Annotated in this window: 26 protein-coding genes; 7 read left to right on the forward strand and 19 right to left on the reverse strand. The window is 68.3% G+C overall.

The window, feature by feature from the left end; all coding sequences use genetic code 11:
• Positions 1-45: 45 nt before the first annotated feature.
• Positions 46-696: a ScbR family autoregulator-binding transcription factor gene (locus tag H4W30_RS35265; protein WP_318780722.1), complete on the reverse strand. Its 651-nt coding sequence runs from the start codon at positions 694-696 to the stop codon at positions 46-48.
• A gap of 156 nt (positions 697-852) precedes the next feature.
• Here H4W30_RS35265 and H4W30_RS35270 point away from each other — a divergent pair, with 156 nt between their 5' ends.
• Together H4W30_RS35270 and H4W30_RS35275 are read left to right on the forward strand one after the other, a co-directional pair.
• The gene (locus H4W30_RS35270) at positions 853-2,859 is read left to right on the forward strand and encodes a ScbA/BarX family gamma-butyrolactone biosynthesis protein (RefSeq protein ID WP_192746504.1); all 2,007 of its coding nucleotides are present in this window, start codon (positions 853-855) and stop codon (positions 2,857-2,859) included.
• A complete protein-coding gene (locus tag H4W30_RS35275; RefSeq protein ID WP_318780723.1) occupies positions 2,856-3,551 on the forward strand; it encodes an HAD family hydrolase in 696 nt (231 codons plus the stop codon). Before H4W30_RS35270 ends, H4W30_RS35275 begins: the two co-directional genes overlap by 4 nt.
• Before the next feature lie 50 nt (positions 3,552-3,601).
• Here H4W30_RS35275 and H4W30_RS35280 read toward each other — a convergent pair whose 3' ends face one another.
• From H4W30_RS35280 to H4W30_RS35290, 3 genes are all read right to left on the reverse strand, one after another.
• Positions 3,602-4,723, reverse strand: a complete 1,122-nt coding sequence (locus tag H4W30_RS35280) for an LLM class flavin-dependent oxidoreductase (RefSeq protein WP_192746505.1) — start codon at positions 4,721-4,723, stop codon at positions 3,602-3,604.
• Between the two features lie 48 nt (positions 4,724-4,771).
• On the reverse strand, positions 4,772-5,497 hold the full coding sequence (locus tag H4W30_RS35285; protein ID WP_192746506.1) for a thioesterase II family protein: 726 nt from the start codon (positions 5,495-5,497) through the stop codon (positions 4,772-4,774).
• Between the two features lie 78 nt (positions 5,498-5,575).
• Positions 5,576-5,908 (reverse strand): ArsR/SmtB family transcription factor, encoded by a 333-nt coding sequence (locus H4W30_RS35290; protein ID WP_192746507.1) that lies wholly within the window; start codon positions 5,906-5,908, stop codon positions 5,576-5,578.
• 159 nt (positions 5,909-6,067) lie between these two features.
• On the opposite strand from H4W30_RS35290, the gene H4W30_RS35295 reads away from it, so the two are divergent.
• Positions 6,068-7,495, forward strand: a complete 1,428-nt coding sequence (locus tag H4W30_RS35295) for an MFS transporter (RefSeq protein ID WP_192746508.1) — start codon at positions 6,068-6,070, stop codon at positions 7,493-7,495.
• A 252-nt stretch (positions 7,496-7,747) separates the two neighbouring features.
• Here the strand turns inward: H4W30_RS35295 and H4W30_RS35300 are convergent, their stop codons facing one another.
• From H4W30_RS35300 to H4W30_RS35335, 8 genes are all read right to left on the reverse strand, one after another.
• Positions 7,748-8,329 (reverse strand): AAA family ATPase, encoded by a 582-nt coding sequence (locus H4W30_RS35300; protein ID WP_192746509.1) that lies wholly within the window; start codon positions 8,327-8,329, stop codon positions 7,748-7,750.
• 12 nt (positions 8,330-8,341) lie between these two features.
• Positions 8,342-8,578, reverse strand: coding sequence for an acyl carrier protein (locus H4W30_RS35305; RefSeq protein ID WP_192746510.1), 237 nt, complete (start codon positions 8,576-8,578; stop codon positions 8,342-8,344).
• Positions 8,579-8,594: 16 nt separating this feature from the next.
• The gene (locus H4W30_RS35310) at positions 8,595-9,590 is read right to left on the reverse strand and encodes a beta-ketoacyl-ACP synthase III (protein ID WP_192746511.1); all 996 of its coding nucleotides are present in this window, start codon (positions 9,588-9,590) and stop codon (positions 8,595-8,597) included.
• Positions 9,587-10,294 (reverse strand): AAA family ATPase, encoded by a 708-nt coding sequence (locus tag H4W30_RS35315; RefSeq protein ID WP_192746512.1) that lies wholly within the window; start codon positions 10,292-10,294, stop codon positions 9,587-9,589. The genes H4W30_RS35310 and H4W30_RS35315 overlap by 4 nt, the downstream gene beginning before the upstream one ends.
• A 46-nt stretch (positions 10,295-10,340) precedes the next feature.
• On the reverse strand, positions 10,341-11,312 hold the full coding sequence (locus H4W30_RS35320) for an AvrD family protein (RefSeq protein ID WP_192746513.1): 972 nt from the start codon (positions 11,310-11,312) through the stop codon (positions 10,341-10,343).
• A 177-nt stretch (positions 11,313-11,489) separates the two neighbouring features.
• Positions 11,490-12,620 (reverse strand): NADH:flavin oxidoreductase, encoded by a 1,131-nt coding sequence (locus H4W30_RS35325; protein ID WP_192746514.1) that lies wholly within the window; start codon positions 12,618-12,620, stop codon positions 11,490-11,492.
• Positions 12,617-13,255, reverse strand: coding sequence for an NADPH-dependent F420 reductase (locus H4W30_RS35330; protein WP_192746515.1), 639 nt, complete (start codon positions 13,253-13,255; stop codon positions 12,617-12,619). The genes H4W30_RS35325 and H4W30_RS35330 overlap by 4 nt, the downstream gene beginning before the upstream one ends.
• Positions 13,256-13,270: 15 nt before the next feature.
• On the reverse strand, positions 13,271-14,107 hold the full coding sequence (locus H4W30_RS35335; protein ID WP_192746516.1) for a helix-turn-helix transcriptional regulator: 837 nt from the start codon (positions 14,105-14,107) through the stop codon (positions 13,271-13,273).
• A gap of 335 nt (positions 14,108-14,442) precedes the next feature.
• On the opposite strand from H4W30_RS35335, the gene H4W30_RS35340 reads away from it, so the two are divergent.
• Together H4W30_RS35340 and H4W30_RS35345 are read left to right on the forward strand one after the other, a co-directional pair.
• Positions 14,443-14,898 carry a nuclear transport factor 2 family protein gene (locus H4W30_RS35340; protein WP_192746517.1) on the forward strand — a complete coding sequence of 152 codons (456 nt, stop codon included), beginning with the start codon at positions 14,443-14,445 and terminating at the stop codon, positions 14,896-14,898.
• Between the two features lie 25 nt (positions 14,899-14,923).
• Positions 14,924-15,421, forward strand: coding sequence for a flavin reductase family protein (locus H4W30_RS35345; RefSeq protein ID WP_192746518.1), 498 nt, complete (start codon positions 14,924-14,926; stop codon positions 15,419-15,421).
• A 4-nt stretch (positions 15,422-15,425) separates the two neighbouring features.
• Here H4W30_RS35345 and H4W30_RS35350 read toward each other — a convergent pair whose 3' ends face one another.
• From H4W30_RS35350 to H4W30_RS35375, 6 genes are read right to left on the reverse strand one after another with little or no spacing between them, the layout of a single operon-like run.
• Entirely contained in the window at positions 15,426-16,430 is a 1,005-nt protein-coding gene (locus H4W30_RS35350; protein WP_192746519.1) for an N-acetylglucosamine kinase, read from the reverse strand.
• The gene (locus H4W30_RS35355; protein WP_192746520.1) at positions 16,415-17,680 is read right to left on the reverse strand and encodes a 6-phospho-beta-glucosidase; all 1,266 of its coding nucleotides are present in this window, start codon (positions 17,678-17,680) and stop codon (positions 16,415-16,417) included. The genes H4W30_RS35350 and H4W30_RS35355 overlap by 16 nt, the downstream gene beginning before the upstream one ends.
• Positions 17,677-18,570 (reverse strand): carbohydrate ABC transporter permease, encoded by an 894-nt coding sequence (locus H4W30_RS35360; RefSeq protein WP_192746521.1) that lies wholly within the window; start codon positions 18,568-18,570, stop codon positions 17,677-17,679. The genes H4W30_RS35355 and H4W30_RS35360 overlap by 4 nt, the downstream gene beginning before the upstream one ends.
• The gene (locus tag H4W30_RS35365; RefSeq protein ID WP_192746522.1) at positions 18,567-19,556 is read right to left on the reverse strand and encodes a carbohydrate ABC transporter permease; all 990 of its coding nucleotides are present in this window, start codon (positions 19,554-19,556) and stop codon (positions 18,567-18,569) included. Before H4W30_RS35365 ends, H4W30_RS35360 begins: the two co-directional genes overlap by 4 nt.
• Before the next feature lie 4 nt (positions 19,557-19,560).
• Entirely contained in the window at positions 19,561-20,943 is a 1,383-nt protein-coding gene (locus H4W30_RS35370; protein ID WP_225949969.1) for an extracellular solute-binding protein, read from the reverse strand.
• 10 nt (positions 20,944-20,953) lie between these two features.
• On the reverse strand, positions 20,954-22,204 hold the full coding sequence (locus tag H4W30_RS35375) for an ROK family transcriptional regulator (RefSeq protein ID WP_192746922.1): 1,251 nt from the start codon (positions 22,202-22,204) through the stop codon (positions 20,954-20,956).
• A 397-nt stretch (positions 22,205-22,601) separates the two neighbouring features.
• Between H4W30_RS35375 and H4W30_RS35380 the strand changes: the two genes are divergently transcribed.
• Complete coding sequence (locus H4W30_RS35380; protein WP_192746523.1) at positions 22,602-22,982, forward strand: TetR/AcrR family transcriptional regulator; 381 nt, start codon at positions 22,602-22,604, stop codon at positions 22,980-22,982.
• Entirely contained in the window at positions 22,979-23,341 is a 363-nt protein-coding gene (locus H4W30_RS35385) for a hypothetical protein (protein WP_192746524.1), read from the forward strand. The genes H4W30_RS35380 and H4W30_RS35385 overlap by 4 nt, the downstream gene beginning before the upstream one ends.
• A gap of 104 nt (positions 23,342-23,445) precedes the next feature.
• Here H4W30_RS35385 and H4W30_RS35390 read toward each other — a convergent pair whose 3' ends face one another.
• The gene (locus H4W30_RS35390) at positions 23,446-23,694 is read right to left on the reverse strand and encodes a hypothetical protein (RefSeq protein ID WP_192746525.1); all 249 of its coding nucleotides are present in this window, start codon (positions 23,692-23,694) and stop codon (positions 23,446-23,448) included.
• Positions 23,695-23,898 lie beyond the last annotated feature (204 nt).

Below are 23,898 nucleotides of genomic sequence, written 5' to 3' on the forward strand. Positions count from 1 at the left end.
GCGTCGCAGGCGGTGAAAGGCCCTTCGGCTTTCGGAGCCTTACGATCAGCCGCACGCGGCCCGGAGCAGGAGATCCCGCGTTTCCGCCCACCGCTCGGCGATGTCGGCGCGCCCGTGAAGGCGATCCGAGATGTGCTGGACGCCGAAGAACGCCGCCACGAAACTCCGGGCGAGCGCCTCAGGATCCTCGCCGGAGCGCAGTTGCCCGGCCTTCGCCGCGTCCCGGAGCAACGACGTGAGCAAGTCGGTCCACCCGACGAAGGGCTCCGGCAGGTTGGCCTGGATGAACGTGCGCTCGTTCTGCAGACGCGCGCCGCCCTGGATGACCGGATCGTCCCGGAAGGCGATCGCCATCCGGTCCAGGAGCACGACCACGGTGTCGAGCGGGCTCAACCGCTCCGCCAAGAGATCTTCGAGCACTTCGGTCCGCCGGTCGTAATGCTTCTCGACCACGGCGGACGCCAGCGTCTCCTTGTCCGGGAAGTGGAAGTAGACCGCCCCCTTGGTGACCTCGGCGCGTTCGGCGACGTCCTTGACCGAAGTGCCGTGAAAACCCCGTTCCGCGAACAGTTCGGCCGCCGCGACGACCACCAGCGCCCGGGTGCGCACCGCGCGATCCTGGCGCAATGGCGCCAGTTTCGTCCTTTCCTTCGGCTCGCCGAGCAGCTGGAGGGGCGTTTTGCCAGGTTTCGGCACGGTTTGGCTCCTGATTGCGAGTGAAGTTCCACGGACTCGGTTGCAATATACCTTCCCGAAGGTATATTTTGCAGAACACCATCACACAGAGTAGTGAATGGTCCTGGGGTCTCCGTCTTTTCACACTTGCTGCCGAATATCGGGGGATGTTCTGTCATGGCCGATTCCGAGGCTGAAGCTGTCACGCGCTCGATCCCGGTCGAGCGGGTACTGGTCCACAAGAGCGCCGCGAACGAGGTCCTCGTGACCGGCGCCGACGTCCTCGCCCCGCACCGCTACCGCGTCACCGCCCGGTGGCACCGCTCGCAACTGGTCGGCCCGCGCGGGAAGGACGCGCCGGTCGATCCGCTCCTGTTCGCCGAAACCGTTCGCCAGGCGACGATCTACCTTTCGCACCGGTACTTCGACGTTCCGCTCGACCACCCCTTCGTCCTGTCCGGCCTGCACTTCCGGCTCGACCGGCCGGGACTCACCGTGCCGGAGGGCGGCGAGCTGCCGATCGATCTGGAGGTGACCCTCCAGGAACCCGAACGCCGTCCCGGTCGCTTCACCTGCGCGCTGGAGGCCGTTCTCTGGGCGGGTGGGGTGCGCGCCGGCAGTGCCGGACTGCGCTGGGACACGCTCGAACCACGCCGGTACGCCACCTTGCGCCACCGTTCCGCGGTGACGGGTGAGCCTTCGCCTCCGCTCCCTCCCATCGAAGCGGCGCTCGCGGGGATGCTCGACGAACGGGACGTCCTGCTCGCCGACGGCCCGGACGGCGACCCGGCTTGGCGGCTCCGGCTGAACCTCGACCACGAGGTGCTCTTCGATCACGAATCCGACCACATCCCGGGGATGACCCTGCTGGAGGCGTTCCGTCAGGCGACGGCCGCCCAGTATCCACAATGGACACTCGGCGGAGCCGACGTCACCTTCAGCCGGTTCGGGGAGCTCGATCTGCCCGTCCGAATCGAGGTGACGGGCGACGGGCGGACGATCGACGTGAAGGCGTTCCAGGCGGGTACCGTGCTCGCCGCCGCCAGACTCGAAGGGCTGACCGTCACCGGGTCGCTCACCCCCGCCAGGGTCGCTCCGGTCGCGGCCGCGGCCTGTGCGGCCGCCGCCGTGCTCGACCAGGAACGCCGGCTGCCGGAAGGCGTCGTGCGCGCGGTGACCGAAGCCGGCTTCGCCCGGCATTTCGTGCCGAAGCGGTGGGGTGGCACGGCCGGTTCCTTCGCCGACCTGGTCGACGCCGCCGTGGCACTCGGCCAGACCTGCACGTCGACGGCCTGGTGTTCCACGCTCTACGCCGCGCACGGCCGGCTCGCGGCCTATTTTCCCGAAGAGGGCCAGCGCGAACTATGGTCGGCGACACCCGATGTCCGGATCGCGGCGGCGGTGATGCCGCCCCAGGGCACGGCCGTTCCGGTCGACGGCGGTGTGCTGCTGTCCGGCAGCTGGTCGCTCGCCAGCGGGGTCGACGCCGCCGACTGGATCCTGCTCGCCAGCGCCACCGGACCGGAAACCGACCGCAGGCACACGATCTTCGCCGTCCCGGCCGTGGACTGCGTGGTCGAGCACACCTGGGACACCCTCGGCATGCGGGGCACCGGGAGCAACACGGTCGTGGCGAAGGACGTCTTCGTTCCGTGGCACCGCCACGTCGACCTCGCCGACCTGCTCCGGCCGCGACCGGACGCCGCCCGTTGCCATCAGGTGCCCTATCCGATGGTCGCCGGTCTGCTGTTCGCCGCGCCGCTGCTGGGCGCGGCCATGGGCGCCGAACGGGATTGGGTCGCCAGAATGGCGGCGCGGACCAGCGTGCGGGGCACACCGGCGCGGGAGAATCACGTCGTCGCCGACGTGCTCGCCGCGTCGTCCGCCGAGATCGAGGCGGGAAGGCTGCTGCTCGAACAGGCGGCGCACCGGGCCGACCACGCCGCGGTGACCGGGCTGGCGATCGCGGAGAACCAGCGGGACTGCAGCCGGGCCACTCAGTTGTGCGTGACGGCGGTCGACCGGCTGGTCCGGGCCGCCGGAGCGAGCGGGCGGGCGGCCGACGACCCGGTGCAGCTGCGCTGGCTCGACATGACCGTCGGGGCCTCCCACGCCGCACTCGCCCCGGAAGCCGCGGCGGCGGCGTACGTCCGCGCGCGGCTGGCCCTCGAGGCCGCGGCGTGACGCGCCGGATCCTGCGCCCCGCACCGGAAGGCGTCACCCGTGCCGCCTTCTTCGACGTCGACGAAACACTGCTCGCGGTCAAGACCATGTTCGCCTTCTGGCGGTATTGGCACGAACGGTCCGGCGGGGGCCCGGACCACGCCACCGCCGAACTCCGGCGCCTGGCCGCGACCGGGCTCCCGCGCGAAGTGCTGAATCGCCGGTACTACCGCCGTTTCGCGGGCGTGCCGTCGAAGGACCTCATGGCAGGGGGTCTGGAGTGGTACCGCGAGTTCTCCGCCGGCCCCGCGCCGTTCGTCACCGAAGGGGTCGCCGCGCTCGGCCGTCATCTCGCCGACGGTGAGCTGATCGTGCTGGTCTCCGGCTCGATGCCCGCGCTGATCGAGCCCGCCGCCGAGGAATTGGGGGCGCATCTCCTCTACTGCACCGAGCTCCTCGACGAGTCCGGTGTGCTCACCGGGGAGGTCGACCGGCCGATGATCGGTGCCGCCAAACGGGAAGCGGTCTTCGACGCGCTGTCATGGGCAGGTCTGTCCGCCCAGGACAGTCATGCCTACGGCGATCACGCGAGCGATCTCCCGATGCTCGACGTGGTCGGACATCCCGTCGTCGTCGGGGACGGCGACCCCGAACTGGCCGCGAAGGCCGCCGCCCTCCGGTGGCCGGTCCTGTCCGCGGCCGCGGGCCGGTGAGGTGGCGGGTACGGGCTGGGGGTCCCGTACCCGCCGTCGCACCCCGCCGCTCAGGGGATCAGCTGGGGGAACAGGTCTCGGTTGTCCTGGTACCACCGCACGGATTCGTGCAGCTTCGCGGTGGAGCCGGTGAAATGCGGGGCCACGTAGCGGGCGAGCAGGTCGTAACTGCGTTTGGTCTTCTCCCAGCTCGCCCAGTCCTGCGCGTAGACGAGCAGCGTGCCGAAACCACCGGTCTCCTCGTAGAGTTTCCGGATTCCGGCGACGACGTCGTCCACCGTGCCCACGAGTGCTCCGCCGAGGTCGACGGTCGCTTCCAGGGCCTGCGATCGCGGGACGCCGGGCGTCGAGACGTCGAGGCCACGGATCTCGTTCCAGTACCCGTAGGCCCAGCGGTCGTATCCCTCGCGGACGTCCGCGAACGCCTCCTCCCGGGTCTCGGCCACGTACACCGGGAGCGTGATGCGCCAGTTCGCCCGGTCGACGGTGTTCCCGTGTTCGGCGGCGGATTCCTCCGCATAGGTCCACTGGGTCCGCATGTCGACGCGCGGGTGGCCGGGGCGGGGAGCGCCGAAGGAGACCGTGCTGATGCCGAACTTCCCGGCGAGCCGCATGCTGTTCGGGGAGGCGACGCTCGCCGCGACGATCTCCAGTCCCTCGGGCTTCACCGGTGCCAGCTGGAGTTTCGCGTCCTGCAGGGTGAACCACGGCGTTTTCCTGGTGATGCGCTCGCTGCCGTTGACCAGTTCGACGACCGCCTCCAGCGCCTCGCCGAAATGGCCTCGCAGCTCGCTCATCTCGAGGCCGAGCATGCGCGCGTCGGTGGGGATCCCGCCGGCGCCGACCCCGAGCACGAACCGGCCCCGCGTGAGGTGGTCCAGGTGCACCGCGCGGGAGGCGACCATGAACGGGTGGTGGTACGGCAGCGTCGACACCCCGGTGGCGAGGGTGATCCGGCGGGTACGCTCGGCGGCCGCCGCGACGAGCAGTTCCGGCGCCCCGATGGTGTTCCAGCCCATCGAATGGTGTTCGCCGATCCAGAACTCGTCATAACCGAGCCGGTCGAGCAGTTCGGCGAATTCGAGATCGCGCTGGAACTGCAGGGTCGGGTCTTCGCCGAGCGGGTGCATCGGCGAAAGAAAGGCACCGAACTTGATGCGGTCCGCGGACATGGCCATTCCTCCAAGATCTCTTCTGGACGTCTTCGGACAGGGATCGCGTCAGGCGAAAAGGGACTCTTCAGCGCACAACCGGCGTATTCCGGCGAGGAAATCCCCCGCCGGTCGACGATGGAAGAAATGTCCTCCGTCCACCCGGTGAAGCCGGAATCCGGCGGTCGTGTGCCGCGCCCACGCGGCCGCTCCGGACAGCGGCACGATCGGGTCGGCGACACCGGCGAACACGTCGATCGGGCGGGACAGGACCATGGTGTCGACGGCGGCCGCTTCGGCACAGAGCGCCAGATCCGCCCGCAACGACCTCAGCGCGCGACCGGCCAGCCGGGAATTCCCCAGCAACCGCACCGATTCCGGGTCGAGCGCGAGCAGGCTCTCCATCAACTGACCGTCGTCCTGCCGGACGACATGGTCGAGCCCGGCAGGCAGGCTGGGCGCGGCGGAGGCGCCGACGATCAGCCGGTCGGGGCCGGGAAGCCCCCGCGACAGCAGGGAACAGGCGACACGGAACGCGATCCTGGCGCCCATGCTGTGCCCGTAGAACAGATACGGCCGGGAATGATCCAGCGCGCGGACGACGGATTCCACGACGCCGTCGAGTGTCCGATCAGGACCGGACGGCAAGACGACCGGAACGATTTCGACCGACGGACCGAGTGGCCGTCGCCAGCCGAGATAGGTGGACGCGCCGCCGCCCGCGTGGTGAAAGGCATAAAGCCGGCGCGATGTTCCGTGCTCGGGATTCCGCGGTTCCGGAATGGTCGGCGACATGCCTCGAACATATGGGCAGCTGCCGGTCGCGAAAAGTGTGCGTCTCTCCTAGTGGTGCCGCCACCAGGAATCACGGGATCAGTGAACGACGTCGGGTGCGGCGAGAATGGCGTCGAGCAGGCCCGGAAGGACGGATTCGAGGTCTTCCCGGCGCAAGGTGTTCATCCGCGAGGTGCCTTCGTAGTACTGCCGGATGATCCCGGCGTGCCGCAGCACCTTGAAATGATGGGTGCCGGTGGACCGGGTCACGGAGATGTCGAAGGTCCCGCACCGGATGTCCTGCCCGGCTTCGGCCAGCTGCCGGACGATGCTGCGGCGCACCGGGTCCACCAGCGCCTCCAAGACCCCTTGCAGGGTCACGTCCGCGACGTCCGGGTGATCGGTGATCCGCTCGTCCGTGATCTGGGGCATGGCGCGAGTCCTCCTCCGTGGCGTTGCCGCAATACTACGACGAACGTCAAAGGTTGACGACCATCAAAGTTTGACAGCCATCGACATAGTGCGCTTCCATGAGGGTGATCGGTGACCGTCCGTACGCGTCGAGACGCGCAACGCAGGGGAGAAAGCCAGATGACCGCATCCAGTACCGCGCCGGGACGGAGGGCGCCCGGTGGGGTGAAGATCGCCGCGCTCGCCACCGGGTTCGTCATGGCCTCGTTGGACACGACCGTGGTCAACGTCGCCGGTGCCGCCATCCAGGCGGATCTGGGCAGCACGCTGACCCAGCTCACCTGGATCGTCGACGGTTACATCCTGACCTTCGCCTCGCTCCTGCTCCTCGCCGGCGGCCTCGCCAACCGGGTCGGCGCGCGCGTGGTCTACCAGGTCGGGATGGCGGTGTTCTTCTTCGCCTCCCTCGCGTGCGCGCTCGCCCCGAACGCCGAGACGCTGATCGTCGCCCGCCTCGTCCAGGGGGTCGGCGCCGCCCTGTTCATGCCCAGTTCCCTTTCCCTGCTGGTGCATTCGTTCCCGGAGAAGAAGCAGCGCACCCGCATGCTGGGTTTGTGGTCGGCGATCGTCGCGACATCGTCCGGCCTCGGCCCGACGCTGGGCGGCCTGATGGTCGGTGCCTTCGGCTGGCCCAGCATCTTCCTGCTCAACCTGCCGATCGGCGTCATCGGCATGGTGCTCACCCGCCGGTACATCGCCCCGGTCACGGGCAAACCACAGGGCCTCGCGGTACCGGGCCACCTGCTCGGCATCGTGGTCCTCGCCTCGATCAGCTTCGGGCTCATCGAAGGTCCGCAGCTGGGCTGGGCTTCGGCGCCGGTGCTCGGCGCGGCGGTGGTCGCGGTACTCGCCATCGGGCTGCTCTCGCTCAGGGAGCGCCGCGCCACCACCCATCTGATGCCGTGGACCTTGTTCCACGACAAGCGTTTCGCCGGGGCGAACCTGATCGGCTTCCTGTTCAACTTCGCGCTCTTCGGCAGCATCTTCATGCTCGGCCTGTTCTTCCAGAACGCGCGGGGCGCCGACCCGTTCGAGGCGGGCCTGCAACTGCTGCCGATGACGATCTTCTTCCCCATCGCGAACATCGTCTTCTCCCGGATCTCCGGCCGGTACGGCAACGGCCTGCTGATGACCGTCTTCCTCACCCTGGCCGCGGTTTCCACGCTCAGCCTGGTTTCGGTGTCGGAGGGAACGCCCTACTGGGTGCTCGCGCTCGGCGTCGGCGCGGCGAACATCGGTGCCGGCATCATCTCGCCGGGAATGACCGCGGTCCTGGTGGACGCCGCCGGCCCGGAACACGCCAACGTCTCCGGTTCGGTGCTCAACGCCAACCGCCAGATCGGTTCCCTGGTCGGTGTGGCGGCGATGGGCGTCGTCCTGCACGCGGCGCCGGACTGGTACACCGGTGCCTCGGTGTCCTTCCTGCTCATCGGCCTGTCCTACGGGTTGGGCGCGCTCGTGTCCTGGCGGATGCTGCTCCGCCCGGAACGCCGCGAGGCCGCGGCGGCCGGACAGCCGGAAGTGCCCGCGACCGTCGACGCGTCCTGAGTGACGGAGAAATGCGGAAGGGCTCTTCCCCGGTTCATCCCGGGGAAGAGCCTGGACGGGTCGTTTCGGGTGCCAAGCTCCCGGATAGCGCCGGCTTGGGTTCTGGAGGCGGTGTCGCGAAAGCCACTTTCGGGACACCAGACGTCTCGAAAGTGGCTTTCGCGACATGCTCACCACGACCGCCGGCCCGGCGATGTCCGGTACCGAGACCCCGGGCGCACTCCGCGGAAGAGCCCTTCCGCGACGGTGAACTCAGCCCCCGAGCACCGACAACGCCGTGCGCAGACGCTCGGCGACACTTCCGCGGACGACGTGCACCGGGCAGCCGAGCCTGCCGAGCACCTCGAGCAGGAGCCGGTCCGACAGCTGGCGGAACCGCTCGCTGATCGGGGATTCGCCCGGCCGCAGGGGAAACTCCACCGGCACGTGCAGGAAGACGTCGTAGGCTTCCCGTACCCGCTGCTGGATCACGGTGCCCAGTTGCGCGGTCACCTCCTCGTAGGGCCCGTCTTCGTACAGCGGAAGATCCTGGGGCGGCCGGGGATGCCGCCCCAGCGCCAACCGGACCTTCGTGTAGATCCATTCGTGCAGGGCCGAACCGTCGGAGACGAAGCCGTCGGGACTACGTTCCTCGGAAACGGTGCGTTCGGTGAACCGCCGCAGCATCAGCTGCAGCACTTCACCTTCCGTGCAGTCTTCGAGCGGCTTCGGCGCCGAGCCCGCCGGGTCGGCCATCGGCGTGCCGTGCACCCGCGGGATCTCCAGCAACGGCGCGAGCGCGGTGGTCAGGGTGGTCTTGCCGTTGCCGTAGGCACCGACGACCGCGATCCTCATCGCTGTCCTCCGTCACGCGGCGCGGCTGCTGACCACCGCCGCGGCGCTGCCGAGGGTCCGGCCCGCCGCGAGTTCCTCGTCGGTCACCTCGACCCCGAACTCCCGGTGCAGGATCACCGAGAGTTCGACCAGGACCAGCGAGTCCAGGCCGAGTTCCTCGAATTCGGTGTCCGCGGTCAGCTGGGTCTCCTCGACGTCGAGCTGACCGGTCAAGATCGTGACGAGCCGGTCCATCACTTGCTGGGACATGGTCTTCCTCCTCGGATCAGTGGGTTCCGATGGGCAGCTCGGGCCACACCAGCGCGGTGGAGCCCCAGGTGAGGCCGCCGCCGAAGGCACTGAGCAGAACCCGGTCGCCCGGCCGCAACCGGTGTTCGGCGGCGGCGCGGGCGAGCGCGAGCGGGATCGACGCGGCCGACGTGTTGCCGACCCGGTCCAGGTCGACCACCACGCTTTCCCGCGGTACGCCGAGGTGGTCGGCGAGCGCGTGCAGGATGCGGGTGTTGGCCTGGTGCCCGACGAGCAGGTCGACCGAGTCCTTCGCCCAGCCGACGGACGCGAGGAGCTTCGACGCCGAGCCCGCCATCCTGGTCACCGCTTCCTTGAAGACCGCCTTGCCCCGCATGGTGAAGTAGCGGCCTTCGGCCCCGTCCGCGCCGGTCCGTTCGCGCGAACCGCCGCCGGGCACCTGGATCAGTTCCCGGCCGGCCCCATCGCTGCCGAGATCGAACCCCGCGAAGGAACCGGGCGCGCCCGCCTCCCCTGGTTCGAGGACGACCGCACCGGCACCGTCGCCGAAGATCACCGACGTCGAACGATCCTCCGGATCGAGGATCGTCGAGTAGGTCTCCGCCCCGATGACCAGCGCCCGGCCCGTCAATCCCGCCGAGATGGCAGCGGACGCGATGGCCAGCGCGTAGACGAAGCCACTGCAGACGGCGGCGATGTCGAACGCGGCCGCGTGGCCGAGACCGAGCCGGGACGCCACCTCGGGCGCGGTGGCCGGACAGGGATGGTCGGGCGTGGTGGTGGCGAGTACCACCATGTCCACTTCGGACACCCGCGCGGCGGCGAGCGCCCGCTCCCCCGCCGCCGCGGCCAGATCACCGGTGGATTCCCCGCTGCTCCAGAACCGCTGCCCGATCCCGGTCCTGGTCCGGATCCACTCGTCCGTGGTGTCCAGTCTCGTGGACAGCTCCTCGTTCGTGACCAGCCGGGCGGGCAGCGCGGTGCCCAGCCCGGTCAGCACCGCGGCCGTCATGCGGTGATGACGGCCCGCTCGCGGTCGAGCTCGCCGGTCGTGTCGATCAGGGCGTAGTCCGCCTCGGCGCGTTCGATGGCCTCGTCGACGCTCATCACGGGGCGGAAGTCGAAGATCTCCAGGATCTTCTCCAGCCGTTCCGGCACGGTGCCGCCGACGATGTGCACCGGGATGCCGAGTTCGTCCAGCTGCTTCAGCAACATCTCGTCGGCCAGCGCGCGGAAGCGTTCGTTGACCGGCCGGTGCCCGTCCGCGACGAGCGGGAATTCGATCGGCAGGTGCACGAAGGCGTCGTAGGAGGCCTTGGCGTGCTGACGGGCAGGCACCCCGATCTGGCGCATCACCTCGGCGTAGAACCGGATCTCGTCGGTCATCTCGATCGTGTCGAGGTGCACGGACTCGTTGGGGTTGATCCCGACGAGCACCCGCACCGTCCCGTAGCACCATTCGTGCAGGGACGAACCGTCCGAAACGAAACCGTCGGGCAGGTGGCTCTCGTTGACCGCCCTGCCCTGGTTCCGCCGGGTGATCAGCATGATGATCTCGGCGGCCGTGCACTCTTCCAAGGTCTTGCCGGGCACGGAGATCGGCAGCAGCTCCCGCATGGTCAGCGCGGAGCTGCGGGGGAGGCCGGTCAGATGCGCGACGGCCATCGTGGTCAGGGTCTTTCCGACCGAATAGGTACCGGAAATGGCGAGTTTCATCGTCTGTTGCCTTTCTCTCTGGTCGTGTTCTCGGTACTGGAAGCGGTCACGGCAGCCGGTGCGCGACCGAACACCGCAGGCGGATCCCCTGGAACTCACCGACGATGTCGGCGGCCCGCCAGACCTCTCCCTTGCTGTTCTCCAGCAGCTTCGCCTTCTCCAGCCGGAAGACGACCGGCCCGCTGGGAAGGCGCGGTTCACCCGGTCGTTCGCAGGTCAGCACGGTCCGCCGCATCCAGAGCGTGTCGCTGCGTGCGCGACTGACCGAGTCGAGTTCGTAGAGCAGGACCTGGCCGAGCTGGAGACCGACTACGAAGGTGTCGACGGTGAGCGCCGACGCGGAGAGAAGCGCCACGTCTGGACCTTCGATACGGACGTTCGCGCCGGCCGTCGCACCGGCGACGTCGGCCGAGACCCCTTCGACGAACTGCCGCCTGATCCGATGTCCTTCCGCGAACAGGCGGAGGCCTTCGTAGCCCAAGATCTCTTCGGGGCTCCCGAATTCCGCTGGCGCGGTGTTCGGTACCCCGGGTTCGTGGTCGATCTCGCACCGCAGTGTGAGGGTTCCGATCACGCAGTCGATCACACTGCGGACCCGCCCGTCCGCCGTCGGGGTGGCGACCGGGGCGGCGGCCGTGACGCGGAATCCACGGAGTTCTTCCTCCACCGGCGTGGTTCCCGCCTTGATGTCCGCGCGGATCAGGACCGCGTCGGCACGCTGCGCCGGCGTCAACCCTCGGGTGTGCGCCAGCTGCGTCTCGGCGAGCCACGCGCCGAGCACCAGGACATCCACAGTGGACAGATGCGGTCGCTGATCGCGGTCGCCTTTCCGGGACCAGTCGGCCGGATAGTCCACCGTGGCCATCGCCGACACCGCGCCGCCGTCGATCCGGACGTCGGTGATCCGGTGTTCGGCGCGCTTGAACCCCTCACCGAAGAACCGGCGTGCGCGCGGGCCGAGATAGTCGTCGATCGAACCGAGGAGCGTCGTTTCCGGAGCCGTTCCGTTGGCGGCCATGTCATTCCTCCGGCGATTTCGGGAACCGTCCTAAGACGACTATCCGATGCGGGAGAATCCTTCGCCAGAGCGGGTTTCTCCCGGCTGTTCCCGGCATAGTGCCACCGCCACCAGGTTTCACGGAGACACGGAAGCGGCCCCGGTGCGCGTTCGCACCGGGGCCGCTTCCGCTGTTCTTCAGTCGAGTGTCTTCAACGACTCCGCGCTGAACGCGCGCCGGTCACCGCCTTCGCGGAGCTTCGTCACCCATTCCGGATCGGCCAGCAAAGCCCGGCCGACGGCGACGAGGTCGAACTCGCCTTCGCGGAGCCTGTCGGCCACCGCGTCGACCTCACCGGCACGGGCGCCTTCACCCTTCAAATACCCGAGGAAGTCACTGTCCTCCAGGCCGACCGAACCGACGGTGATCACCGGGCTGCCGGTCACCTTCTTGGTCCACCCGGCCAGGTTCAGCGGCGAGCCGTCGAATTCGGGGCGCCAGAACCTTCTCGTGGAGCAGTGGAACGCGGTCACGCCGGCCGTCACGAACGGACCGAGCAGTCGCTCGAGTTCATCCGGACCGTTCGCCAGTCTCGCTTGGTAGTGGCCGACCTTCCATTGGGAGAACCGCAGGATGATCGGGAATCCCGGGCCGACGGCCCGACGGCAGGCGGCGATGATCTCGGCGGTGAACCTGGTGCGGCCGAGCAGATCACCGCCGTAGGAATCGGTGCGGCGGTTGGTCGCCGCCCAGAGGAACTGGTCGAGCAGATAGCCGTGCGCGGCGTGCAGTTCGATCGCGTCGAAGCCGATTCGCCGCGCGTCCGCCGCGGCACGGGCGAACGCGTCGACGACGTCGGCGATCTCGTGTTCGGTCATCGGGCGGTGTGCCGGGCTGTCCGGAGCGATTCCCGACGGGCTCACCGGGGCGATTCCGTCGGGCATCATCCGGTCCCGTTCGGCGGCGGACTTTCCCCACAGCAGCGGGTCGAATCCGACGTGCCACAGCTGCGGAGCGATCTTCCCGCCCGCCGCGTGCACCGCGCGCACCACGTCCGCCCAGCCGGAAAGCGCGTCCGTGCCGTGGAACCGCGGCACGTCCGTACTGCTCGACGCCGCCGGATGATCGACCGTGGTGCCTTCGGTGATGATCAACCCGACCTCGTGGCGCGCGCGGCGCGCGTAGTACTCGGCGACATCCGTTCCGGGAACACCGTTCGGCGACAGTTGCCTGGTCATCGGCGCCATCACGACGCGGTTGCGCAACCGCAGCGGCCCGAGGTCGAACCCGGTGAACAACGGCGCGACGCGAGGGACGACCGCGGTCACCGAGAGGCCGCCGTGACCAGCCCGGCGGCGACCCGCAGATCCGCCGGGGTGAACAGATGCGGGAACACCGGGCCGCCGGGGTCGAGCGCGGCCGAGTCGTCGAGGCCACCGAGACCGACCGGCGTGAACCCGGCGTCGGAGATCAGTCCGGCGACGACCTCACCGGTCGCCGGATCGTCCGCCGCGTAGGCCATTCCCCAGAAATCCCGCTGCTGGGTGCCCCGCGACCAGAGGAGTTCGTCCATCACATGGGTGAACGCGCGGGCGACCCGGGACCCGGGAAGGCGCTCGGCGGTGGCACTCCCCTGGGTGACGCCGGGATCGAGCAGCGAGATGATGTGGCCCTCGGCGGAAAGCCCCATCGGATTGGTGGCGTCGACGACGATCTTGCCTTCGAGCGCGGCGTCCGTGGTATCCAGCAGTTCCGCCAAAGCCGGATACGGCACCGAAAGCAGGACGACCTCGGCGGAGGCCGCCGCTTCGGTGAAGCCGGCCGCCTTCGCACCGCCGAGGTCGGTGAGCCGCTCCGGCCGCCGTGAACCGAAGACGACGTCATGACCGGCCGCCAGCCAGTGCCGCCCGATCGGACGGCCGATCTTGCCCGCGCCGAGGATCGCGATCTTCTTGCTGCCCACAGGTTTCTCCTTAAATCAGCTCAGTCGGGAATCGGCGACGGCCTTGCCACCGTCGATCACCGGTGGCACGTACAGCATCAGGAGCAGATCGGTCCGGTCGGCGAAACCGAGGATCATCTGCTCGTAGGAAAGAACTTCGTCGGCGGGGCCGCGGAGATCGACCTTGGTCATCGCGCAGTCCCGCGTCTCGTGCCGGGCCCAGAGTTCGGCGAACCGGGGGCTGGCCGAGCAGAGCCGGACGGTCAACGCGGCGAACCCGTGATCGCCCGCGTATCGCGTCGCCTGCACCCGGAACTGGCCGACCAGTTGCCGGGCGAGCTCGTCCCAGCGCAGGTACCGGCGCATCACCCGCGGATCGGTGAAGAACCCGACGAGATGGTTGTATCCCGTCTCCGTGACCCCCAGCAGGGAACGGGCCTTTTCGTTGGCCGCCAAGCTGTTCCAGTAGCGGTCGACGACGTAGGCGGGCGCCGGGAGCGCCTCGACGGTGCGTTGCAGACGCGACACCTCACCGGACGTGGCCTTGGCCGGCAGCGGTGGCGGATTGGTACCGGTGAGCCGGTAGAGATGTGCGCGTTCGATGTCGTTGAGCCGGAGCGCGTCGCTGATCGAGTCGAGCACGGTTTCCGAGACCTTGATGTCCCGGCCCTGCTCGAGCCAGGTGTACCAGGACGCGCTGACCCCCGCCAGCACGGCGACCTCTTCCCGGCGGAGACCAGGGGTGTTCCTGCGGCCTCCGTGGACGAGACCCACGTCGGCGGGTGTCAGGCGAGCCCGGCGCGAGCGGAGGAAATGTCGAAGAGATTCTCTTTCCCGGTAGGGATTTCTCAGTTCCGAATCCTTGACTGCCACGGAATCGAAAGTAAGTCCGGCGCGCGGAGCATGTCAAACCTTCCGGAAGGTTTTTTTTGACCGGACATCGCAGCCTGCCGGAAGCGCCGCTGCGAGCGAACGCGCAGGTCAACGGGTGTCGCCGAACACGGAGGCCGCCAGGCGAACCCACGGCACTGTGACGGCGCTCTCGCCCGGATGGCCGCAGTCCGGCCCAGGAGTGCCACCACCACCCGGGGCGAACCTAGGAGCATCCGGCTCTGGAAGGACTTCGAGACGGCGGTGAAACTCGAAGTGTCGTCGCCCGCCGTTCCGGGCGAAATTCGCGAACCGCCCCGATCGGGATTGGAGAAGTCGTGGCCGACCTTTCGCTCGACCGCACCGAGGTCGTGGAACTCACCCTGCGCATGGCCTGGCATCTCGACCACTGCGAGTGGGAGCGCCTGGTGTCGCTGTTCACCGGCGAGGTGCTGCTGGACTACACCAGCCTCAACGGCGGCGAACCCTTGAGCGTGCCCCGCGCCGACGTCGTCGCCAAGTGGCGCGGCAACCGGAGCGGCCTCAAGGCAACGCAGCACCTGCTGGCGAACCACATCGTCACGCTCGACGGCGACACCGCCGAAGCCACCGCAATGTTCCAAGCGACCCATTCGCTGCCGAACGAGCACGGAAGTCCATTGTGGACTCTGGGCGGCGAGTACCGGTACGGCTTCACCCGCACCGGGGAAGGCTGGAAGATCAGCGCCCTCACCATGAACATCCTGTGGGCCGACGGAAACCGCAACATCCGCGACCTCGCTGTCGCGGACTGACGGCGCGACCGAGGAAGGAGAAGAGATGACCGCCGATTCGACGGCCACCGCCGACGCGCAGGCCACCTTCCGTCACGTTCTCGGACACTTCCCCAGCGGCGTCGCCGTAGTCACCGGGATCGACGCCGGCGAACCGGTCGGGCTCGCCGTCAGCTCGTTCACCTCGGTGTCGCTCGACCCGGCGCTGGTCGGCTTCTTCCCCGCCAGGACGTCGTCGAGCTGGCCTCGTATCGAACGGGCGGGCGTCTTCGCGGTCAACGTGCTCGGCGAGGACCAAGAGAAGCTGTGCCGTTCGTTCGCCGTCAGCGGCGGTGACAAGTTCGGCGACGTGCGCTGGCGACCCGGCGCCACGGGCTCACCTGTGCTCACCGGCGCGATCGCCTCCATCGAATGCGAACTCCACGAAGTCGCCGGCGCGGGTGACCATCTGTTCGTGCTCGGCCGGGTGCGGACGTTGTCGTCCACACCCGGCCGTGGCCCGCTGGTGTTCTTCCGCGGCGGCTACGCCCGGCTCGGGGTCTGAGGGGTCAGACCCGTTTGGTCGCGGCCTTGAGGGAGGCCTTCGCGGCGGCGGAAGCGCCGATGGTGTCCAGCGCGAACAACGCCGCGCCCACCACCGGGGCGACGTCGACCACCTGGATCGCGGCCTGCGGCGCCACCTTCAGGCACCGCCGCTCGATCTCCGCGATCACCGGCGCACCGACCCCGGTCAGCACTCCCCCGCCGAGGATGACCTCAGGTGCTTCCTCGGTGAGCTCCAGCCGCCGCAGGATGACCGACACCAGCAGGGCGACCTCTTCGACGAACCGGTCGACGACGTCCTGCGCCACCTCGTCGCCGCCCGCCGCGACCGCGAACAGCAGCGGGCACAGGGCGTGGATCGAATCGGAGTGCAGCTCCCCGAAGTGCAGGCGCTCCACCACTTCCAGCACCGAAGACGTCTTGAAGTGCCCGGTGACGGCGGTTTGCAGAGCCGTGCCGGGACCACGGCCGTCCTCGGCGCGGACGGCCCACCACAGCGCCTCCTCGCCGAGCCGGTAGCCGCCGCCCCAGTCGCCGGAGATCTTGCCCAGCGCGGGAAACCGGTGCTCACGGCCGTCGGCGCTGACGCCGGCCCCGTTGATCCCGGCGCCGCACACCACCGCCACGCCCGTCCCGTCGGTGCTGCCCGCGCGCAGCAGCGCGAGCGTGTCGTTGCCGACGATCAGCGTGTCGCTCCAGCCGCGCGCGGCCAGCGCGGCGTGCAGGATCGCTTCCTCCTGCGGGAAGTCCAGCCCCGCGAGGTAGGCCGACGTATGTGTCGCGAAAGGACGATCGGCGGGAAGCCCTGCCCCGCGAAGGGCTTCCAGGACCAGCTTCTCCAGCGCCTGGACGCTGCCGTCGACCCCGATGTTCTGCGGGGACGCGCCCGGCCCTCGCGACTGCCCGAGCACCTTTCCGTCCCGGGAGACGATCAGGACGTCGGTCTTGCTGTTTCCGCCGTCGATCGCTACGACGACGTCGGATGAGCCGGCCGTCATGCCCCCGCCCACGGCAGGAACTCGCGGTTGATCTTCACCAGCGAGTCGGCGAGCTGATCGGCCTTGGTGTACTGGCCGACCAGCGGATGCGCGAGCAGCGCGTCGGCCACCCGGTCGCGGCCGCCCTTGATCGCGGCCTCCAGCGCGAGGTGCTCGTACGCGGTCACGCCGGCGATGAGCCCGGCGAACCGCTGCTCCACCGGCGGCTGCGGGATCGGCCGCGGGCCGCCACCGTCCACAAGGGACGGAACCTCGATGACGGCGTCGTCCGGCAGGAAGTCGAAGGTGCCTTCGTTGCGCACGTTGACGACGTGCTCCTCCGCCGGGCCACCCGAGGTGAGCGCGTGCACGAGCTGCACCGCGGCCTCGGAATAGTAGGCGCCGCCCCGCTTTTCCAGCTGTTCCGGTTTGGTCACCACCTCCGGGTCGAGGTAGACCTTCAGCAGTTCCTCCTCGACGTCGCTGACGACGTCCGCGCGCGGCCGCTCGGTGCGCTGCTTCGCGACCTGCTCGTCGTGGCCGTAGTAGTACTTCAGGTAGTACGACGGCACGACGTTCATCCGCCGCATCCACTCGACCGGCGCGGTGACGTGCTCACCGAGGAATTCCGCGTGCTCCGCCAGCAGTTCCGGCAGCCGGTCCTCGCCGTTGACGAGCACCTTCCGTTCCCAGCTCAGGTGATTCAATCCGGTATGGACGAGTTTGACGTCGTCGATCCCCGCGCCGAGGAGATGCGCGAACGTGCGCTGGAGGTGGATCGCGACGTTGCACAGCCCGACGGCGCGGTGGCCCTCGTTCAGTAGCGCCCGGGTGACGATGCCGACAGGGTTGGTGAAGTTGACGATCCACGTGTCGTCACCGGCGATCTTCCGCACCCGGTCGGCGATGTCGAGCACCACCGGAACGGTGCGCAACGCCTTCGCGAGGCCGCCCGCACCCGTGGTCTCCTGCCCGACACAGCCGCAGGCGTGCGGGAAAGTCTCGTCCCCGCGCCGCGCGCGCTGCCCGCCGACCCGCAGCTGGATCAGCACCGCCGACGCCCCGTCGACGCCCTCTTCGAGACTCGACGTGGTGCGGACCCGCGCCGGATGCCCGGCGTGGCTCAGCAATCGATTGCTGAAGTCCCCGACCGCCTCCACCCGGTACGCGTCCGGATCGATCAGCACGATCTCGTCGACGTCCAAAGTGGACCGCCGTCCGGCGATCCCGTCGATCAGCTCGGGCGTGTAAGTGGATCCACCACCGACGACTGCCAGTTTCATCCCTTGACCCCTGTGAATGTGATGCCCTTGACGAAGGACTTCTGCGCGAACACGAACAACACGATCACCGGCAGCATGATCAGCGCGGTGGCCGCCATGGTGAGGTTCCATTCCACGTGGTGCATGCCGCGGAACGACGCGATCGCCAGCGAAAGCGGCCAGCTGTCGCGGGTCTCACCCGTGTAGAGCAGCGGACCGAAGTAGTCGTTCCAGGTGAACAGGAAGCAGAACATCGCGGTGGCCGCGATCCCCGGCTTCGCCATCGGGATCAGGACCTTGACCATCGCCTTGAACTCGTTGCAGCCGTCGATCTTCGCCGCTTCGAGGTAGTCCTTCGGAATGGTGAGGAAGAACTGCCGCAGCAGGAAGATCGAAAACGCGTCGAAGAAGAAATACGGCGCGATCAACGGGATCAGCGTCCCGGTGAACCCGAGCCGCACCCACAGGTCGTACAACGGCACGACGGTGACCTGCGGGGGCAGCATCATCGCGGCGACGGTCAGCATGAAGAACAGGTTCTGCCCGCGGAACTTCAGCTTCGAAAGCGCGTACGCGGCCGGGATCGCCGAGACGAGCGCCCCGACGGTGGCCAGTGTCGAATACAGCATGCTGTTGCCGAAGTACTGCAGCAGCGGCGCCTTTTCGAACACCTCGATGAAGTTCTCGAAATGCCATTCCTTCGGCCAGAAGTTCGACGAAAGCGCCTGGTCGCTGGACATCACCGCGGTGAGGAACACGAACAGGATGGGCAGCATGAAGATCACGCCCATCGCGATGCCCACGCTGTGCGTCGCGATCCAGTAGAGCTTCTTGTCCCATTGGCGCCGCATCCGCACCTTCGGCGGTTCGGACGCCGGGGCGGCGTGCCTGGGCTCGGCAAGAGTGGTCATCCGCCCTCCTCCTGGTGCTGGGACTTGCGAAGCTGTCGCACGAGAATCCAGGTGAACCCGGCCGAGACGACGAACAGCAGGACCGCCATCGCCGCCGCGTAACCCATGTTGAAGTACCGGAAACCCTGGACATACAGCCAAACCGGATAGGTCAGCGTCGAGTTCTGTGGTGCGCCGATGAACTTCGTGTTGCCCGCGACGTCGGCCGCGCCCGCCGCGGCCGATCCCGCGACGATCGCCTGCGTGAAGAACTGCAACGCGAAGATGATCGAGTTGACGATGCCGAACAGCAGCACCGGCGAGATCGAGGGCAGCGTGACGTGCCAGAACCGGCGGACCGGCCCGGCGCCGTCGAGTTCCGCGGCCTCGTACTGCTCCTGCGGCACGTCGAGCAACGCCGCCAGGATGATGATCATCAGCTCGCCCGAACCCCACATCACCAGCAGGGTCAGCGCCGGCTTCGACATCGCCGGGTCGTTGAACCACAGGCCGCCGTCGATGCCGACGAAGTCCAGGAACGCGTTGACCGGGCCGTATTCCGGGTTGAACAGGAACACGAAGGCCAGGGTCGCCGCGGCGGGCGGGGCCAGCGAAGGCAGGTAGCACAGCGTCCGGACCAGGCCGACGCCCGACTTCAGCCGGGAGATGACCGAGGCCACGCCGAGCGCGAACACCACCCGGCACACGGTCAGGACGATCACCAGCCACAACGTGTTGTACGCGGCGGTGCCGACCAGCGGCTCACTGGTGAACATCCGGACGTAGTTGTCGAAGCCGATGAACTCCGGCGCGTTGATCAGGTCGTACCGGGTGAACGAGTAGTACACCGTGGCGATCAGCGGGTACCCGAAGAAGATCAGGAAACCCAGCATCGCCGGGGCGATGAAGTAGAAGACGGTGCGACGGCGGCGCGCCGCGTTCCCCTTCCGCGTCCGGGTGGACGCGGAAGGGGAGGCGACCGCCCTGGAATCCAGGGTCGAAGTCATGCGATCAGCCGCCGGCGCGTTTCTGGGCCAGCTCGTCGTTGATCTGAGCGTCGACCTGCTTCAGACCCGCGACCATGTCCGGAACGTTGCCCGCCTGCCACTTCTCGGCGAAGTCGTTGACCGCCTTGAGGTGCGCGTCGCCGATCGGGGTCGACGGGTTCGGCGTCAGCTTGCCGCCGTTGTACAGGTCGAGGAACGTCTTGAACTCCGGCGTGACCTCGAGCTTCGGGTCGGTCAGCGCGGCCTTGGTGCTCGGGACGTTCTTCAGGCCGTTCGACAGCTCGACCAGCGTCGCCGTGTCGAGGGTGACCTGCTTGATCAGTTCCCAAGCCGCGCCGGGGTTCTTGGCGCCCTTGGGGATCGCGATGATCGTGCCCGTGGTGAACGCGCCGCCGTAGCGGTCGGGCTTGCTGTCGAGCACCGGCGGGGCCGCGGTGCCGAACTTGAGTTCCGGCGCCTGGTCCTTGATGAACGCGGTGCGGTACTCGCCGTCGATCATCATCGCGAGCTTGCCGCGCTGGAAACCGTGGTCCGCCGAGTACTCCTCGCCGAGACCGGCCTTGAACTGCTCGACCTTGGCGTGGCCGCCGTAGAAGTCCACCAGCTGCTTCTGGAAGTCGAACATCGCCTTCCACTCGGGGCTGTCGGCGAGGTGCGACTGGCCGTCGGGGCCGAGGTAGCTGGCGCCGAAGTTCGGGGCCCAGTACTGCGCCATGTTGGCGTAGAACGGCATCGACGGCAGGAAACCGGCGACCTTGATGGAGCCGTCCGCGTTGAACTCGGTCAGCTTCTTGGTGGCCTCGAACAGTTCCGAGGTCGTCTTCGGCGGCGACGTGACGCCCTTCGCCGCGAACATGTCCTTGTTGTAGTAGAAGCCGTAGACGTCGGCGAGCAACGGCATGGCGCAGCGCTTGCCCTGGAACTCGGTGTAGCTGCGGACCGCGTCGGGGATCTGCGTCAGGTCGATCTTGTCGCGGTCGATGTAGGGCTTGAGATCCTGGAAGCTGCCCGTCGAGCACCACGCGCCGAGGTTGTCGGTGAAGAACGAGATCGCCACGTCCGGTGGGTTGCCACCGCGGATGGACTGGGTGATCTTGTCGTCGTCCTGCTGGCCCTCGTGCTTGATCTCGATGTTCGGGAACTTCGCCTTGAGCTTGTTGAGCCCGGCGGTGACCACGTTGTACTCGCGGTCGGTGAACTTGCTGTAGACGGTCAGCGTGAGCTTCGCGTCCGCGGCGGGGGCGGCCGCCGCGTCGCCCGCCCCACCGGCCGGGCCGCTTGCGGCGCCCGAACAAGCGGACACCAGTGCGGCGACGGTGACCGCGCCGAGCACTATCGAGCCGCGCCAACGGCGGCCACTTCTCCGAACCTGGGTCGTGGAACTCATGACCCTCCTCCTAGTTGGTTGGGGCGGGAGACGGTGGTTCTGTTCGTGAATCCGGGATCGCCACGATCGGATTTGGCTCTCCCGCCCCGGACCGCCCGGGCCCGAGGAGCGAAGGGGTGTTGACGCCGAAGACGTCCCGGCGGACGGTGGCGAGCGCCGATTGGAGCGCGCCCGCGCGGACCGCGTTGCCCTGCACCGAAGCGACCCCGACGGGGGTGCGGGGCAGGACCAGTTCGTGCAGCCTTTTCGCGACCAGTGCGGCGAATTCGTCGCCACCGGCCCGGCTGGTGTCACCGGAAAGGAGCACGAGTTCGGGATCGACGACGGCGATCAGTCCGGCCGCGCCGCCCGCGACACGGCGGGCGAGGTCGTCGAGGAAGGCTTCGTTGTGGCTTTCGCGAGCCTTGGTGACGGCGTCCGCGCCGGTTTCGGCCTCGATGCCGTGCGCGGCGGCCAGCTCGACGACGGCCGGAGAGGCGACGAGATCACCGAAACGATCCCCTGCGCGCGGCTTTTCCTTCGGCGTGGCAACGGAAACCGGATCGGGTACGCGCATCCAGTCGATCTCGCCGCCACCGCCGGTCGCGCCGCGCAGCAGCCTGCGGCCGACCACCACCGCGCCGCCGACGCCGTCGCTGAGCCAGATCATCACGAAGTCGTCGAGCCCGACGGCCTGGCCGACCGTCATCTCCACGATCGCGACGAGGTTGACGTCGTTCTCGATGGTGACCTCGACGCCGAGCTCCCGGCTGAGCCTGCGCGGCACGTCGAAACCGAGCCAACCGGGGATGTGGGGCGCCGAGGAGAGCAAACCGGTGCGGGGATCGAAGGCACCTTGCGCGCCGATGACGACGCGGCGGAGATCGGTGGCGGCGAGCCCGGCTTCGGTGGCGACATGGGTGAGCGCCGCGCCGAACGTGCCGACGACGTCCGCGCCCTCGTGGACCGGCAGCGGGACCTGGTACTCGGCGAGCACCGCGCCCGTGACGTCGGCGACCACGAAGTCGGCCTGCCGCGGCGTCAGGTCCACGGCCGCGACGTAGGCGACGCCGCCGTTGACCTGCCAGAGCTGCGCCCTCGGACCGCGGCCCCCGCCGCGGACGCCCGCCTTGGTGACGACGTCGTCCTGTTCGAGACGGGTGAGCAGCTGCGCCGTCGCGGGCTTCGACAGGCCGATGGCGACTTCGAGCTCGGAGCGCGTCAGAGGGCCGTCCCTGAGGAGGACCTCGATGGCCGCGCGATCGTTGATCTCGCGCAGCATTCGCGGACTGCCGGCTCGCACCTGGGTTCGCTCCCGACTTCGTTAGGAAACTTTACAGACGGTTTCCGGGGACTGTAGTGAGCCGAGCCACAGCCGTCAACGGCGCGGGGAAACGGGGAGGTAACGCTTGGCGTGTTCCGCACAGTGGGTATGGGCACCGGCGCGGAGGGTGGCCGCTCACTTGCGTGACTGGACGGACGACGCGCGTGATCCGATGGACGACACGCGTGCTGGAGGGACGACTCGAACATCAGCCGCGTGTCGTCCATTCAGTCACGCGCGTCGTCCGCCCAAACACGCGTGTCGTCCGTCCAGTCACGCGTGTCGTCCGCCCGAGCACACATGACCGCCACCGGAGTTCTTGACTGGTCATTCTTGAATGACTATTCTCAAACCCATGGCCCGACCACGCCAGTTCGACGAGAAGACAGCGATCGAAGCCGCGGCGGCGGTCTTCCGGCAGCGGGGATACCACGCGACCTCGGTCGATCACCTCGTCGAAGCGACGGGGGTTCACCGGGGGAGCCTGTACGGCGCGTTCGGCAGCAAGCACGGCTTGTTCGCCCGGGTGCTGGAACACGTCGCCGACGATCGGGACGACATCGGACGGCTCGACGTCCTGCTGGTCGCTCTGCTCGAACTCGCGCCCGAGGACGAGCGGTTGCGCGCGCGGGTCCGGGCCGTCATCGAGGACGGCGGGACAACCCCGGACGAGCTGGGAAGACGGCTGCTGGCCCGCGCCGGATTGCCGGAAATCGACAACGGAGGCACGACATGAGCAACAACCGCGTCACCATCACCGGAGACCACCTGGTGGTCGAACCGGTGGGGATCGACAAGATCTGGTCCTTCACCCGGCGGCTCGAATTCCCGCTCGCCCACGTGCGCGGCGCGACGCACGATCCGGGGATGCGTGACGAGCCGAAGGGGTGGCGCGGACCGGGTCTCCACCTGCCAGGGAAGCTCTGCGGCACCTTTCACGCCGACGGTGACCGGCAGTTCTGGAACGTCTCCGGCTTCGACCGCACGGTCGTCATCACCCTCGACGAGGCCGAACACTTCAACCGGCTCGTGCTCACGGTCGACGATCCCGCCGGGACCGTCACCGCCGTCAACAACGCCATCGCGGTCGCGTGACGACCCGGTCGAGTACGTGAAGCCCCTTTACGCACAGCCGCGTCGAAGGGCCGCTCAGGAGATTCGAGGCCTCCCGAGCGGCCCTTCGACGACGCGGTGGTGGATCAGAAGTTGGGCTGCACGTACAGGTCGTACGCCCAGGGGATCACGTTGGAGGGATAGCACATCCACCCATCCCAGTCCCCGGCGATCTGGCCGTGGTGACCGCTGATCCCGCACTCCTCTTGGTTCGGATACGTTTTGAAGTACTCGTAGTCCGAGGCCTGCGCCGCTCCCGCGGTCACGGCGCTGATCGAGGCGAAGGCCGCCACAGCGGCTCCGGCGACGGCGAACCGCCGCAAGGTGTTCTTCATGTTTTCCCCAGTGTCCTGACTCGGCAATCCTGAAAACCGGACGGCCGGAGATTAGCGGACACCGGGGTCACCGTGTGATCAAATACCGAACTCGCGTGATCGAAGGCGTAACTCGCGTGTTTGGAGAGGCAACTCCTCCAATCACGCGAGTTACGCGTCCAATCACGCGAGTTACGCGTCCAATCACGCGAGTTACGCGTTCAA

The organism is Amycolatopsis roodepoortensis (assembly GCF_014873915.1).
Taxonomy (GTDB): domain Bacteria; phylum Actinomycetota; class Actinomycetes; order Mycobacteriales; family Pseudonocardiaceae; genus Amycolatopsis; species Amycolatopsis roodepoortensis.

Excerpts from the sequence above, each read along its gene's own strand:
- H4W30_RS35380 (WP_192746523.1), top strand. The coding sequence starts at position 22,602 with ATGGCCCGACCACGCCAGTTCGACGAGAAGACAGCGATCGAAGCCGCG.
- H4W30_RS35370 (WP_225949969.1), bottom strand. The coding sequence starts at position 20,943 with ATGAGTTCCACGACCCAGGTTCGGAGAAGTGGCCGCCGTTGGCGCGGC.
- H4W30_RS35365 (WP_192746522.1), bottom strand. The coding sequence starts at position 19,556 with ATGACTTCGACCCTGGATTCCAGGGCGGTCGCCTCCCCTTCCGCGTCC.
- H4W30_RS35390 (WP_192746525.1), bottom strand. The coding sequence starts at position 23,694 with ATGAAGAACACCTTGCGGCGGTTCGCCGTCGCCGGAGCCGCTGTGGCG.
- H4W30_RS35375 (WP_192746922.1), bottom strand. The coding sequence starts at position 22,204 with ATGCTGCGCGAGATCAACGATCGCGCGGCCATCGAGGTCCTCCTCAGG.
- H4W30_RS35310 (WP_192746511.1), bottom strand. The coding sequence starts at position 9,590 with ATGACGGCCGCGGTGCTGACCGGGCTGGGCACCGCGCTGCCCGCCCGG.
- H4W30_RS35360 (WP_192746521.1), bottom strand. The coding sequence starts at position 18,570 with ATGACCACTCTTGCCGAGCCCAGGCACGCCGCCCCGGCGTCCGAACCG.
- H4W30_RS35280 (WP_192746505.1), bottom strand. The coding sequence starts at position 4,723 with ATGTCCGCGGACCGCATCAAGTTCGGTGCCTTTCTTTCGCCGATGCAC.
- H4W30_RS35315 (WP_192746512.1), bottom strand. The coding sequence starts at position 10,294 with ATGAAACTCGCCATTTCCGGTACCTATTCGGTCGGAAAGACCCTGACC.
- H4W30_RS35270 (WP_192746504.1), top strand. The coding sequence starts at position 853 with ATGGCCGATTCCGAGGCTGAAGCTGTCACGCGCTCGATCCCGGTCGAG.
- H4W30_RS35305 (WP_192746510.1), bottom strand. The coding sequence starts at position 8,578 with ATGTCCCAGCAAGTGATGGACCGGCTCGTCACGATCTTGACCGGTCAG.
- H4W30_RS35285 (WP_192746506.1), bottom strand. The coding sequence starts at position 5,497 with ATGTCGCCGACCATTCCGGAACCGCGGAATCCCGAGCACGGAACATCG.
- H4W30_RS35300 (WP_192746509.1), bottom strand. The coding sequence starts at position 8,329 with ATGAGGATCGCGGTCGTCGGTGCCTACGGCAACGGCAAGACCACCCTG.
- H4W30_RS35290 (WP_192746507.1), bottom strand. The coding sequence starts at position 5,908 with ATGCCCCAGATCACGGACGAGCGGATCACCGATCACCCGGACGTCGCG.
- H4W30_RS35355 (WP_192746520.1), bottom strand. The coding sequence starts at position 17,680 with ATGAAACTGGCAGTCGTCGGTGGTGGATCCACTTACACGCCCGAGCTG.
- H4W30_RS35295 (WP_192746508.1), top strand. The coding sequence starts at position 6,068 with ATGACCGCATCCAGTACCGCGCCGGGACGGAGGGCGCCCGGTGGGGTG.
- H4W30_RS35345 (WP_192746518.1), top strand. The coding sequence starts at position 14,924 with ATGACCGCCGATTCGACGGCCACCGCCGACGCGCAGGCCACCTTCCGT.
- H4W30_RS35320 (WP_192746513.1), bottom strand. The coding sequence starts at position 11,312 with ATGGCCGCCAACGGAACGGCTCCGGAAACGACGCTCCTCGGTTCGATC.
- H4W30_RS35385 (WP_192746524.1), top strand. The coding sequence starts at position 22,979 with ATGAGCAACAACCGCGTCACCATCACCGGAGACCACCTGGTGGTCGAA.